Origin of the sequence: Paenibacillus pini JCM 16418 (assembly GCF_000576305.1) — a bacterium.
GTDB classification, from domain to species: Bacteria; Bacillota; Bacilli; order Paenibacillales; family Paenibacillaceae; genus Paenibacillus_AQ; species Paenibacillus_AQ pini.
Window position 1 is genome coordinate 1 of sequence record NZ_BAVZ01000017.1, and the last position, 13,507, is coordinate 13,507.

The 13,507-nt window shown below is 40.9% G+C and carries 13 protein-coding genes and 2 pseudogenes; 12 read left to right on the forward strand and 3 right to left on the reverse strand.

The window, feature by feature from the left end:
- The first annotated feature begins 110 nt into the window (after window positions 1-110).
- From JCM16418_RS25070 to JCM16418_RS18600, 6 genes are all read left to right on the forward strand, one after another.
- Window positions 111-260 (forward strand): hypothetical protein, encoded by a 150-nt coding sequence (locus tag JCM16418_RS25070; RefSeq protein WP_156327235.1) that lies wholly within the window; start codon window positions 111-113, stop codon window positions 258-260.
- 6 nt (window positions 261-266) lie between these two features.
- Window positions 267-1,286: an N-acetylmuramoyl-L-alanine amidase gene (locus tag JCM16418_RS18580; protein WP_052020536.1), complete on the forward strand. Its 1,020-nt coding sequence runs from the start codon at window positions 267-269 to the stop codon at window positions 1,284-1,286.
- Window positions 1,287-1,468: 182 nt separating this feature from the next.
- Window positions 1,469-1,840 carry a hypothetical protein gene (locus JCM16418_RS18585; RefSeq protein WP_506329602.1) on the forward strand — a complete coding sequence of 124 codons (372 nt, stop codon included), beginning with the start codon at window positions 1,469-1,471 and terminating at the stop codon, window positions 1,838-1,840.
- Between the two features lie 678 nt (window positions 1,841-2,518).
- Window positions 2,519-3,454 carry a cysteine synthase A gene (gene cysK, locus JCM16418_RS18590; RefSeq protein ID WP_036652014.1) on the forward strand — a complete coding sequence of 312 codons (936 nt, stop codon included), beginning with the start codon at window positions 2,519-2,521 and terminating at the stop codon, window positions 3,452-3,454.
- A 194-nt stretch (window positions 3,455-3,648) separates the two neighbouring features.
- Complete coding sequence (locus JCM16418_RS18595; RefSeq protein WP_036652017.1) at window positions 3,649-4,392, forward strand: class I SAM-dependent methyltransferase; 744 nt, start codon at window positions 3,649-3,651, stop codon at window positions 4,390-4,392.
- 49 nt (window positions 4,393-4,441) lie between these two features.
- A complete protein-coding gene (locus JCM16418_RS18600) occupies window positions 4,442-5,428 on the forward strand; it encodes an MBL fold metallo-hydrolase (protein ID WP_036652164.1) in 987 nt (328 codons plus the stop codon).
- A 39-nt stretch (window positions 5,429-5,467) separates the two neighbouring features.
- Here JCM16418_RS18600 and JCM16418_RS18605 read toward each other — a convergent pair whose 3' ends face one another.
- On the reverse strand, window positions 5,468-6,043 hold the full coding sequence (locus tag JCM16418_RS18605; protein ID WP_036652019.1) for a phosphatidylglycerophosphatase A family protein: 576 nt from the start codon (window positions 6,041-6,043) through the stop codon (window positions 5,468-5,470).
- A gap of 220 nt (window positions 6,044-6,263) precedes the next feature.
- Between JCM16418_RS18605 and JCM16418_RS18610 the strand changes: the two genes are divergently transcribed.
- The 3 genes and pseudogenes from JCM16418_RS18610 (at window position 6,264) to JCM16418_RS18620 (ending at window position 8,801) form a co-directional block, all read left to right on the forward strand.
- Window positions 6,264-7,322, forward strand: a complete 1,059-nt coding sequence (locus JCM16418_RS18610; protein ID WP_036652021.1) for a GerMN domain-containing protein — start codon at window positions 6,264-6,266, stop codon at window positions 7,320-7,322.
- Window positions 7,323-7,413: 91 nt separating this feature from the next.
- Window positions 7,414-8,171, forward strand: a pseudogene (gene rph / locus JCM16418_RS18615) (ribonuclease PH).
- Between the two features lies 1 nt (window position 8,172).
- Window positions 8,173-8,801, forward strand: a pseudogene (locus tag JCM16418_RS18620) (XTP/dITP diphosphatase).
- Window positions 8,802-8,892: 91 nt separating this feature from the next.
- Here the strand turns inward: JCM16418_RS18620 and JCM16418_RS18625 are convergent.
- A complete protein-coding gene (locus tag JCM16418_RS18625; protein ID WP_036652024.1) occupies window positions 8,893-10,089 on the reverse strand; it encodes an SLC45 family MFS transporter in 1,197 nt (398 codons plus the stop codon).
- A 278-nt stretch (window positions 10,090-10,367) separates the two neighbouring features.
- On the reverse strand, window positions 10,368-10,784 hold the full coding sequence (locus JCM16418_RS18630; RefSeq protein ID WP_242403905.1) for an Lrp/AsnC family transcriptional regulator: 417 nt from the start codon (window positions 10,782-10,784) through the stop codon (window positions 10,368-10,370).
- A 147-nt stretch (window positions 10,785-10,931) separates the two neighbouring features.
- Here JCM16418_RS18630 and JCM16418_RS18635 point away from each other — a divergent pair, with 147 nt between their 5' ends.
- From JCM16418_RS18635 to JCM16418_RS18645, 3 genes are all read left to right on the forward strand, one after another.
- A complete protein-coding gene (locus tag JCM16418_RS18635) occupies window positions 10,932-11,513 on the forward strand; it encodes a beta-class carbonic anhydrase (protein ID WP_036652029.1) in 582 nt (193 codons plus the stop codon).
- A gap of 37 nt (window positions 11,514-11,550) precedes the next feature.
- Complete coding sequence (gene cynS, locus JCM16418_RS18640) at window positions 11,551-12,000, forward strand: cyanase (RefSeq protein WP_036652032.1); 450 nt, start codon at window positions 11,551-11,553, stop codon at window positions 11,998-12,000.
- Window positions 12,001-12,123: 123 nt separating this feature from the next.
- The gene (locus JCM16418_RS18645; RefSeq protein WP_036652034.1) at window positions 12,124-13,410 is read left to right on the forward strand and encodes a purine/pyrimidine permease; all 1,287 of its coding nucleotides are present in this window, start codon (window positions 12,124-12,126) and stop codon (window positions 13,408-13,410) included.
- Window positions 13,411-13,507 lie beyond the last annotated feature (97 nt).

The following is a 13,507-nucleotide window of genomic DNA, read 5'->3' on the forward strand; positions in this document are numbered from 1 at the left end:
TTTTAATATTGAAGTTTAAATTATAAAGGAGGATACTATTATTTTTGATGGGAGTATAAGTTGTTAAAAAAAGTATGTATTCTAAAATAATTAAAGAAGGATTGATTCTAATGAAAAAAGAAATATATAAAGTATTATTTACAGGGAGTATTGCTCTTTCAACTACACTTTCAGGTCTGACTGCTTATGCTTCTCCAGAAATATCAAAGTCAGAAGGAAATATTACGAATCTTTCTCCTGCAAATGCTGGTATAAACTAGTTAATTATGGAAGCGGAGTCAGATAAGATATCGGCCTATGTTGTTTCATCTGAATTATTAAAGTCTTTTGAAGCAGCAGCTAAGCAGTATAAGGTACCAGTTGATCTACTATTATCTATTGGATGGAATGAATCACGGTTAAATAATTATGATGGAAAACCTAATGCTGACAATGGTTTCGGTATGATGAACTTGGTATCAAATTCTACAAAGACAACCCTTGAACTAGCATCACAAATAACGGGAATAGAGATCGATAAATTGAAGACAGACGCAGAGAGTAATATTAATGGCGCGGCTGCTGTAATTGCTCAGTACCAGATGGAGCTTAATCCACAATTAAGTGAATCTCCAACAGTAAGTGATTGGTCAAATGCTATTAAAAAATATTTTCAGTCACCTAATGAAGAATTAAATAATTCTTATTTGGAGGTTGTAATTGGAACACTAGAGTTAATTAATAGGAATGATAATAGAGTTACCATAGAAGACAGAATACTTATTTCACCATTAGCAGGTTTACCAGTTGTTACTAAAATATGGAAACCGGCACATTCAACTAATTTTGAAACTGCTAATAGAGGTAGAGGGAGTATAACAAGTTTAGTTATTCATATGATGGAGGGAACATATCTTGGATCAATAAGTTGGGCACAGCAGCAACATACAGGACCTAGTGCCGCACATTATTATGTAAGATCTAGCGACGGAGAGATAACTCATATGGTAAAAGATAAAGATATTGCTTATCATGCTAGATCCGCTAATTCTTATACCATAGGCATTGAGCACGAAGGAAAAATTAGTGAACCTGCATGGCTCACAACATCTATGTATAATTCTTCAGCAAAATTAGCAGCGGAATTGTGCTACAGTTATGGAATTCCTGTTGATAGAGCGCATATTAAAGGACATAGTGAATATCCGGATCAAACACACACAGATCCTGGACAGTATTGGGACTGGACTTTATATATGAGGTATGTTCAGTCTTGGTATGCCGAGTATGTAAGATATGGAAATTAATGTTTATTTATCACAAGAAAGCAACATGTTGATGTTGCTTTCATTTTTTAATTATTGCAAACTTGAGGTGAGACTATGATGAAGTTGAAGATATTCCTAATTTTCATATTATTTCTTGCTGGTTGTAGTAATAAGGAGGAGCCAACATTGAAGGAGGTAGATCTTCTCTAAGTTTCAACAATATTTACTTAGGGTTTACGGAAGAACAAGTTGTAAAAATTATGGGTTCACCTACCACTACCAATAAAATAAATGAAAATAAAAGATATATTTCGTATACAGGGAATGAAGGGCCATATGCCACATTTTATTTCACAGATAATCAACTTATTAAAGGTTACTGGTATCCACCATATTCTGCGGAGGATACTAAAATTCTAAGAAATAAAGGGGAAATTAATCAATTAATATTTAATAGTAATCAAAAGGTTGATTGTTATGAGTGGACTATTTGTAATAGTTATGAATCCCTGAAAGGCAAGGAAATCTTAAAAATCCAAACAGACTGGACTGACAAGATCATAGATGTGATAACATTAGAGTACGTTAATTAAAATGGATAAGTCTCTTGAATAACATATAAATTAATTTCACGATAAATTATTTAGAAAAAGCCAGTTCACGAATTTTAAGAGCACCTAGTATAATGAAAATGGTAAAACCCCTTAGGATTTTAATCGATAAAAAATATAGGTGTGCTTTCAATATTACAAAAGTGAAGCTAAGCCTTCTTAAAGCGCGAGAAGGATATAAAGGTGTACACAGATAAAGTAATCCAGTTCCTACTGTTTTCTTTATTGGCTCAATAAACGATTAATTTTTCGATATTCCATAGGTGTACAGTCTACATCCTGTTTGAGAGAAGTAGGAATAGTTAGTATAGCCCACTCCTACTTGCGATGGTATTGACGGATAAATGAGTAGTTTGGAGCAATTGCTTCGCTACTCTAATCTTAACTTGTATAGTATAGCTTCCGAGGGAAGTACCCGTTTCCTTTTTTAAATAGCCGAGCCTATTTCCGGACCTCGACTCTCATAATAAGCTGGAATTTGAATATGCGATAAGCATTTCAAAGAGTGAGCTTATTCAAGATATAGAACAATTTCATACCATCCATAGTCAAGTATACGCTTGAACCTCAAATACTGATTGTAATTATATACCTTGAGTGTTAATGTGGGTTTATAAAACCAACTATAAAGGTTGGAATTAAAACCTTGGAGGGATGGCTTTGTCTAGAATCGCAAAGAATCTTACACACCTCATTGGAAATACGCCTATGCTAGAGCTTACGAATTTTGCACGAAAACATCAGATAGATGCCACCATTGTTGCTAAATTAGAGTACTTTAATCCCGCAGGTAGTGTTAAAGACCGAATAGGGTTTGCGATGATTACAGATGCGGAGCAAAGAGGACTTATTAATCAGAATTCCGTGCTTGTCGAGCCGACGAGTGGAAATACGGGGATCGGACTTGCTTTTGCTGCAGCCGCTCTAGGATATCGCTTGATTATTACCTTCCCCGAAAGTTTTAGTATGGAACGACGGAAGCTATTATTAGCATATGGAGCCGAATTAGTCCTGACACCAGCCTCCGAAGGAATGGCAGGAGCTATTCAAAAAGCTGTGGAGATTGCAGCATCACTCCCTAATTCATACATACCCCAGCAATTTAAGAATCCAGCTAATCCAAACATACATAAGACAACAACGGCAGAGGAAATTTGGAGAGATACCGAAGGTAAAGTAGATATATTTGTCGGCGGTGTTGGTACGGGTGGCACCATCTCTGGAGTTGGTGAAGCTCTCAAGCTTAAGAATCCTGCTATTAAAATAGTAGCTGTAGAACCTTTTGATTCTCCGGTACTATCTGGTGGAAATAAGGGGATACATAAGATACAAGGTATTGGCGCAGGTTTTGTTCCAGATAACTTTAATCGCTCTGTAGTGGATGAGATCATCCAAGTGAAGAATGAGGATGCTATTGAAACAGCGCGTTTTCTAGCCAGATCCGAGGGGCTCCTCGTGGGTATCTCATCAGGTGCAGCGGCATATGTAGCCGTTCAATTGGCCCGTAGATTAGAGAATATACATAAGAATATTGTTGTACTTCTACCGGATACAGGTGAGAGATACCTCTCGACAGATTTATTTCCTGAAGAATAACTGAAGTACAAGATAACAAAGGTGGGTGGGGCTTCTTCATAGCTTCATCCATCTTTGATATTTAAGCTACCACTACAGAATGGTTCAGAATGATGGTTTGATTTTAAATACTATAGATAAGAATAAGTTGAAAGCATATATTTCATCTGTTCAATTTACCACTCATCATATAACATCATTAGGGGGACATCACGATGAAAGATTGGTACGAAGAAAGTTTCGGAGAAGACTATTTGCTAGTATATAAGCATCGCAGTATTGATAATGCAAACCGTGAGGTTAAGCGGATGACTTCATGGCTAAATCTACCTCAAGGGGCATGTGTACTCGATCTATGCTGCGGGACAGGCCGTCACTCCCTTGCGCTTGCAGCCGCAGGGTATAAAGTGACAGGTGTGGATTTATCCGAAGTATTACTCCGAGAAGCGCATAAACTTGATGTGAAGCAGCAAGTAAATTGGAAGCAATCTGATATGCGCAAGCTACCGCTCCCTGGGGGCTTCGATGCCGTGCTTAATTTGTTCACCTCCTTCGGTTATTTCCGTGAGGATGAGGAGCAAATGAAAGTACTGCATGAGATATATCGAGTGCTGAAGCCAGGTGGACGATTTATTATCGATTTCATGAATAGTCCTTATGTGAGAACTCATTTGGTACCGGAATCCACACGTGAGGACGAGGGTCAACAAATACAGGAGCACCGTAAGATCGAGGATGGTTTTGTGAAGAAAGATATTGAGATTACTGCTGTGAATGGTGAAGGGAAAGCCCGCCATTATAAAGAACGAGTGAAACTGTATACCTATGAAGAGCTTCAGCACATGCTGCAGGCTGCTGATTTAGTGATCGACGACGTATATGGAGGATATGAGGATCAGGATAACTACGAGGAAGAATCATCTAAACGTATGATTTTTATTGGACATCGTCCTAACTAATCCTTGCTCTTAGTAATAGAACAGAAGGAAGGTTAATCTGATTGTGAACATGCCTGAAATTACGAAACATAAAGAAGATGGATTAACTCAAGTTAAAATATCCATGGCGTATCCACTGCGCTGGGTAAATAGTTATATTCTACATGAAGAAGATGGCGGCGGCGTGACTATTATCGACCCAGGGCCCCGGAATGAAGAGACAGAGGCAGAATGGGCGCTGGTCATGGACCAGCTCGGGTTCACTTTTACTGATGTGTTGGCAATCGTGCTTACACATCATCACCCTGACCATGTGGGATTATCCGGTTGGTTTCAAGAACAATCGGGCTGTGAAGTGTGGATATCAGAGCGGGCAGAGCAAGAAAGGCAACTGATGTGGGGGCCACACTCCACCATGGCTGAGGATCTTCCTGAGCTTTTTCGGGTTCATGGTATGCCGGAAGAATGGGTTAGTCAACTAAAGGCTCATTTGGATAGTTTCCTGACGCAGGTATCTCCTTCGCCTAAAATTACGCTTCTGAAGGACGGAATCCCTATTGAAATAGGAGGTCGATCATGGCTTCCTATCGAAACTTGGGGACATGCAGCTGGTCACATATCGCTTTATCATCCACAGAGTGGCGTCATCCTCTGCGGCGATGCCGTGCTTCCGCAAATATCGCCGAATGTAAGTCTTACACCGGGGAGCGATCCGCAGCCGTTATATTCATTTATGCAGGGATTAGAACGGTTGAAGCAGTATGAGGTCAGCCGAGCTTTTGCGGGACATCGTAATCCGTTCACTCATTATATGGAGCGGCTGGATGCACTTCTGGAGCATCACAAAGAAAGGCTGGAACGAGTTCAAGCGATGCTACAGGGCGCTCCGGCAACTGGCTTTGAGATATGCACGGCGTTATTTGGAAATAGGCTTGGCATACATCAATTGCGGTTTGCCATGTGTGAAGCACTTGCACATACGACGGAGCTGGTGCGGCGTGGACATGTAGAACTCTTTTATAATGATAAGGGTAAGGCAGCATATAGGTTATTATAAAAAAAAGAGACTGCTCATCAAGAGCAGTCTCTTTTTTGTCTATTCTGTTGGAACGTCAGAGATAATTTCATCGATCGGAGTCACTTGCTGTTCTCGCTCAGCTTGTTTCCGATGGGCGATCCGGCTGCTTGCAGCAGCGGCAATCGCGCCCACAATATCATCCAAAAACGTATGAACTTGACCTGTATTTTTATCATTGAGACGCTCCAAAACGCCGGGTTTTAGCTTATCGACATAACCATAGTTCGTAAATCCAATGCTGCCATACACATTCACTATAGAGAAGGCGAGAATCTCATCGACACCATACAGACTCTCATCATTAGCGAGCATTTCTTGCAAGGGAGAGAGAAGCTTGCCTTCTTCTGCTAGGATATCTAACTGAATGCCGGTGAGCACCGCATTTTGTACTTCGCGCTTGCCTAACACTTTCTCCACATTATGCAGACATTCATCCATCGTTAGATCAGGGTAATATTTCTTCTGCAAGAGCATGACCAGCTCAGCAATTTCATGTAATTGTATGCCTCTTTGATCAAGCCATAGTCTGGTGGCATCGGACACGGACTTGCTGTTCAGACTGTAGGGTATCTTGGCTTTCTGCGGCTCACTCATCTTCTTCACTCCGTTCGTCTATGAATGTGGCTTATCGTTCTGGATAGATTGTAAATGTCCGCTAGGGATTTGTCCAGTTAGAGTAGTGTATGTTTCATTGTAAAAAATCATTTGATGACCTCAGCAAATATTTAATATAGACCTGCTGTTATTTTTTTGACAAGGAGCTCGTATACATATTAGTACAATCTGTACAAAATGGTTAGGAGGAACAATGCATATGACAAAGTATAAAAAAATTCGCGGCTTTACCGCTGCCGGATTGCTGGCTGTTCCTGTCATGCTGTCCGGCTGTAATTTAGTCAGCACTAATTCTTCAAAGGAAGTAGATCCGCCGCCATCTCAAGTAGAGCAACAAATGCTTAATGCCTCGCAAGGGGTTATGAAACAGATGGAGCAGACTGGGGTTCCCACTACGGTATACCTAACGAATGATCACGGCATGCTCGCCCCCGTGTCATTAGGTATTCCAGCTACAACGGGAACAGCGCATTTGCAGGGAGCATTGGAGAGTTTGGTCGCTGATGGTAAATATGCAGATTACCTACCTGAAGGTTTTGCGGGAGTACTCCCAGCAGGTACGGAAGTGAAGAATGTAACGGTGCAAAAGGATAAGAAAATGGCAGTAGTCGAATTCAATAAGGATTTTGAAAAATATAAAGCACCACAGGAACGCAAAATTTTGGAAGCCATTACGTGGACTTTAACAGGCAATCCTAATGTGGAGAAAGTTCAACTCTGGGTAGATGGCCAGAAGCTCTCAGAAATGCCAGTCAACGGTACACCGCTGGATGAATCTCTTACCCGTAGCATCGGAATCAATCTCCAACAAGGGGATGGAGCCAGTCTAATGGACTCTAGTCCAGTTACCGTATATTTCTCGGCTATGTCCCCCGCAGAGACTCAGTATTACGTTCCAGTTACACGTCTTGTAAAAACAGGCCAAGATTCCGTTAAAGCAGCGCTAAACGAACTGATTCGAGGGCCACAAGAGAATGATGGTCTGGAACGGGTCATGTCAGACGTGACTGCTTTAAAGGATGTGAAGAAGGCGAAGGACGGAACGGTGACCGTTTCCCTTAAGGACGATATGTTCGCCAAGGATGAGAAGGTCCCATTAGAGTTCCTACAGTCTGTTGTACTGACTGTAGCGGAGAATGCTGGAAATCCCAAGGTGAAAATTCAACTTAATGGGGAATCTAAAGTGGTAGGATACGACAACCAGGACTACAGTCAGCCTGTATCCAGACCACAATATATTAATCAAATTCCGCTATAAGATGCTTCTGATGGGTGCTTTTATTCCTACATTTTGTTAAAATGAAGGTTGCTTAAACAGGATGCTATATAGATGTAGGAGGCAGAAAAACATGAGATCAAACGGACGCAGCAGCAATCAGCTTAGGCCAATGAATTTAACAGTAGATGTAAACAAATATGCGGAAGGCTCCGTGTACATTGAGATGGGCGATACCAAGGTGCTGTGTACAGCAACGGTGGAAGAGAAGGTACCGCCATTTTTGAAAGGACAGGGAAAAGGGTGGGTTACTGCGGAATATTCTATGCTGCCAAGGGCAACGCATTCTCGGAATCAACGGGAAGCAGCTCGGGGTAAACTCACTGGCCGGACGATGGAAATTCAGCGGCTCATCGGCAGAGCGCTTCGCTCCGTTGTAAATCTTCATGCGCTAGGCGAGCGTACGATTACGCTTGATTGTGACGTGATCCAAGCGGATGGAGCACGCGGACGACTTCAATTACGGGTTCTTTCGTGGCGCTAGCCATCGCTATTCATAAAATTGCACAACAACATAAGCTGCCTGTATTCCCAATTACGGATTATCTCGCTTCGGTCAGTGTAGGCGTAGTTGGCGGTCAAACGCTGCTGGACTTGAATTACGAAGAAGATTCCAAAGCCAAGGTGGATATGAACCTAGTGATGACCGGAAGTGGAGCTTATGTAGAGCTTCAAGGAACAGGTGAAGAAAGTCCATTCACCCGTCAAGAGCTGGATGAACTGCTCCAAATAGGCGAAGCGGGTATCCGTGATATTATTCTTAAGCAGCAGGAAGTGCTGGGTCCTATTGGACTGATGATCGGCTCAGGTCAGACAGCCAAAGAGGTTTAATATGAATCTCGATACGGACATCATTATTGTTGCTACGCAGAATAAAGGGAAGGTGAAGGAATTCGAGCATGCTTTTGCTGCACTGGGTAAACAGGTGAAGAGCATGTTCGACTACCCTGAACTGCCAGAAGTCGTCGAAGATGGGGTTACCTTTGCCGAGAATGCAATGAAGAAAGCGAAGACCGTGGCGATGCACTTGGAATACCTGTGCTTGCCGATGATTCAGGTCTATGTGTCGATGCTTTGGATGGTAAGCCAGGTGTATACTCTGCCAGGTATGCGGGTGAACATGCTACCGATGAGGAGAATAACCGAAAATTGCTGCGAACGCTCGAAGAGCTGAAGCTAGGCGAAGACACGGACCAACCTCTCCTTAGTCCAGCAAGATTCGTATGTTCATTAGTACTGTACAACCCTGCCACAGGCGAGTCGATCGAAACGTCTGGCGCGGCCGAAGGCTGGATCACAGCCGAGGCAGCTGGAGGAGGAGGCTTCGGATATGATCCACTCTTCTACATACCGGAGTATGAGAAGACGATGGCTGAACTCACACTAGGACAAAAGCAAGCGATTAGCCACCGTGGAGCCGCATTGCGCAATCTTCTGGATAGGCTGAAATCTGTAGAATAAATGAAAGACGCAGAAACAGATGATCTGTTTCTGCGTCTTTTTTTTGCGTTACGAATTGCTAATGTCACTTTAAATCTATGAGGTATTTCATCTAGTTCATTGATACCGTGTCCGAACCTACAATAGCCTGCTTACCGTCATTCTTTACAAATAGCAAAATTCCGAATGCGATCAAAAGACTGCTGGAAGCCACAACAAATAGTGAACCATAGCCTATTGCATCAATAACTAGACCTAGTAACGGTGGTGAAGTAATGGCTGCTAGCGAAGAGACTAAATAATACAGTCCTGTACGAGTGCCTATGCTGCGTTCACTACCTGTAGATACAATGAATGGATAAGAGTTAATGTTAATGCAGGCCCAGAATATACCGCCTAAAGCCAGTAGAATTCTTAGTAACATTACGGTTTTAATAAGAGGAATGATGGCAAATACGAGAAATAAGCCGCTCACACCTGCAACAATAACTTTTTTCTTGCCAAACCGATTGCCAATCCAGCCACTTGGAATTGCAAACATGACGAAGAATAAGGAGAAGAACGTTAGTGAGAAAGCGGATACACTTTCGGTTAGACCTAAATAATGCTTTCCGTATAAGGTGAACAATGATTCGACCCCTTGATAGGCAACAAACCAGAAGAATATTGCAGTAAGTAGTAAGATCGTTGTACGGTCAAGTTCACCCCGAAGTTTAATTCGCTGTGAGCCTGTCGTATCTGATACTACTGTATCACGTTTCTCTTTGATGTACCGATACAGAATCAACATGGATATAAGTGTGATGATAGCCGCTGCGATAAAAGGGAAAGCTTGATTCTCTTTATAGAGAATCGCTCCTCCTCCAAAAGCTATGATTCCGCCTAGACCGCCCATGAAATTGATAATTCCATTGGCCTGTGTCCGTTTTCTTTCGGGTGTAATATCAGGCATTAACGCTATGGTTGGCGAGCGGTAGATACTCATGGCAAGGTTCATCAGCATCATGAACAAGATTAGGGTTAGGAAGCTCGTATGAAATGGAATGAGAATAACGAATAGAGCGGCAAGGGGCATACCAATCAACAGATAGGGCATACGCCTCCCGAATCTGGATACGGTTCTGTCGCTTCGATTGCCAATCCATGGTTGTAGAAATAAGGCAAAATAATTATCAATGGTCATCATAAATCCGATTAAGGCGGTGCTTTTTAGGTAGGGATCGAGAAAGAATGGAACAAATGCGTTGTACAGCGCCCAAGTGATACTCACACTGAAAAACCCAAAACTTAACAACCAGGTTTTCTTCATCCACTGCTAGCCCCTTCGCAAGTAATTTTCCACCATTATACAATAATACAATGACCGAATATTCACTTTATTGTAAAATATCTTTCTACTATTCGTAAGGATATAACCATCCGTGAAGTTTTGCTTTTCATACTTTCTCTGTATTGCTGTTCGTTGTTTACATTAGAAAGATATTTCTCGCTACCTAGCCAGCAGATTATAAAAAGCCTTACTACAAATTGTAGTAAGGCTCTCTAACGATTAGAAGAAAAATAATGATCCTCTGATAGCAAAAAAACTTATTTCAACTTCCCTATAGATAGGTTTACACGATAATTCCCGTATTTTAGCAGTCGTCCAAGAAAGTTATCTAAATCTTCATTGGAAGCAAAATGTGTTTTTAACAAATAACAACCATCCCCGCTGATACGATGGACTTCAGAAATAGCTTCTTCTTGAAAAAGACTCTGAAATTCCAGATGATTTGCTGTTTGAACGAACAATGTAATAAATGCAGTCACGGTCTTTCCTAATTTAATCCGATTTATTGCAATTGTATATTGCTCAATAATCCCTAAATCCTCTAAGCGTCGAATCCGATTTCCGACAGCTTGACCCGTCATATGAATGCGTTGACCGAGTTCCTTCCATTGTATTCTGGAGTTCTGTCCTAATATATTTAGGATCTCTATATCGGTTTGATCAATGATTTTAATTCATCCTTTCATCGTGAAAGCAGAACGTTAGAAAGTGTTACGTCAACTTATTCTCCTTCTTCTCCTGATTTCCTATACTTAATCTATCCTCTTCACACCACTTATAGCATAGAGGAAATACATCAAGATTAACAGGAGGTTAAAGACATGTTGTTACAAGAAATTTTAGAGTACAATGAACAATTTGTACAAGATAAGAAATATCTTCCAAACGAAGCGACAAAAATGCCTAAAAAACGTATGGTTGTTGTTTCTTGTATGGATGCTCGTCTGATTGAGCTACTTCCAAAAGCTTTGGATATACACGATGGCGATGCAAAAGTGATTCGAAATGCAGGCGGTAAAATCGCTTCTCCTTTCGATAGTGTTATGCAAAGTGTCGTAGCATCTGTATATGATCTTAACGCAGACGAAATATTTCTGATTGGACACCATAGATGTGGTGCAAGTCAATCCAATCCCAAAGGAACTATTCAAAAGATGTTAGATCGTGGAGTGACTACACCAGAAATTTTATCAGCTATTGAATATGCTGGTGTTGATCTTGAGAAATGGCTATTCGGATTCCATAATGTCGAAGATTTAACACAAGCAAACGTTGATTTAGTAAGAAATCATCCACTTATTCCTAAAGATGTTCCTGTACATGGTCTAGTTATTGATCCTCACACAGGTAAATTGGAGTTGGTAGTTGACGGATATAAAGCATTAAATGAGATGCAACATTAATTTATTATATTTTCTAATTGAAGGGAAGTTATACAATATGAATAGACAAGACGCTACGCAAAAAATTATAGATGCTAAAATTGCAAAGGGCTTAACTTGGGAAGAAATTTCAAAGGTAAGTGAAAGCTCAGAGACGTGGGTTGTAACCGCGCTATTGGGACAAGCTACAATGACACGGTCAGAAGCCGAAAAAGTAGGTAAACTACTTGAGCTTGATGAAGAAGTAGTTCAAGCATTAACTGTAGTTCCACTTCGAGGGGAAATCATGAAAATGCCTCCTACCGATCCGATCTTATATCGACTTTATGAAATGATGCTCCAATATGCACCAACAATAAGAGAAATGATTTTGGAGAAAGTTGGAGAAGGGGTTATGAGTGCCATTAACTTCAACCTAGGCGTGGAAACCCAAGATGATCCTAAAGGTGGCGACCCGCGTATCGTTATTACACTTAACGGAAAATTTTTACCTTTCCGTACGTGGTAATGAACTAATAATCTTCTTATAAATACTTTATATTTTAAATTTCGTATACAATTAATGAATCCATCCTTTTTAATCAAATGATAAAATGGATGGATTTTCATTATCATTTTTTGCGCAAGGGAGATGAACCTAATTAACAGATACATAAATAGTAGTTTTAGTATTCTACAGTGGTTTGTATTTCTATTAGCTAATGCAATAGCATTACCTATTATTATTGGAGGTATCTTTCAACTTTCGACAGCGGAAATTTCAACGTTAATGCAGCGAACTTTTCTTGTTGTGGGTGTAAGTTCATGCCTACAAGCATGGCTAGGGCATCGCTATCCGATTGCAGATGGTCCAGCTGGTTCTTGGGTAAGCATTTTTGTCATTTTGGGACAAGTTGCTATGCATCAAGGGCAGCGTGCAATAGCTGTCTTACAGCTTTTAGAAGGGGGAATGATTGTCGCAGGTCTATTACTCTTTGTTCTTGGAATGACAGGACTTGTACATCGAATTTTACGTATATTTACGCCTTTGGTTACGGGTACTTTTTTACTAATCTTAGCTCTTCAGCTCAGTGGAGTGTTTATGAAAGGCATGATAGGCGTACAAGGCGATGGTTCTCAACCGGATTATATCACCGCTACGATAGCTCTCTTTGTGTTCGCCTTCATTACCTTTCTTTCTATTCAAGGAAAAGGGTGGTTAAAGAGCTACGCAGTATTACTTGGGATCATATGTGGATGGATCTTATATGCTGTATTCAGGGGATTATCACCTTTACCTGCCACTAGGGTCATCGTTCAATTACCAGAAATATTTGCTTGGGGTGCGCCTAGGTTTGACCTAGGTATAATTTTAACTTCCATTTTATTTACATTTTTGTTAATTGCAAATACGATTGCTGCTATTTCCGCTGTACAACAAGTAGCTCCAAGATCTGAAGAGTATGAGAAAAAAACACTAAACCGTAGTGTGTGGATCGGGGGGATTTCTCATCTCATTTCGTCGATGTTCTCTACGATTGGAGTCGTGCCCTTACCTGCATCCGCAGGATTTATTCGACTAACTGGACAAAAAAAAGTGAATTCGTTTCTTATAGCGAGTCTTATATTAGCAGGAATCTCCCTGTTTCCCTCCATCGTTAATTTTATAGCCTTGATCCCTGGCCCTATTGCCAATGCTGCACTTTTAGCCACATTTGTTCAAATTATAGGGATTTCATTTCAAACGATGCTGCGTGAAGAACTAGATCAACGGCGATTAACGATATTAGGCATCGGTTTATTATTCGGAATGGGAATTATGTTCCTTCCAGAAAGTGCATTTAGCGGAATACCTGCCTCTTTACAATATGTTGTAAGCAATGGTTTACTAGTAGGTACTATGATTGTTATTCTTCTGGAACAGCTTTGGAAAGACTAATGTTGATGACACTTTTAAATGGTATAAGAGGACATATTCGAAGTACTCCAACAAGCCCCGCAGCGCATAATTATAGCGCTGTGGGCTTATCTGTAGC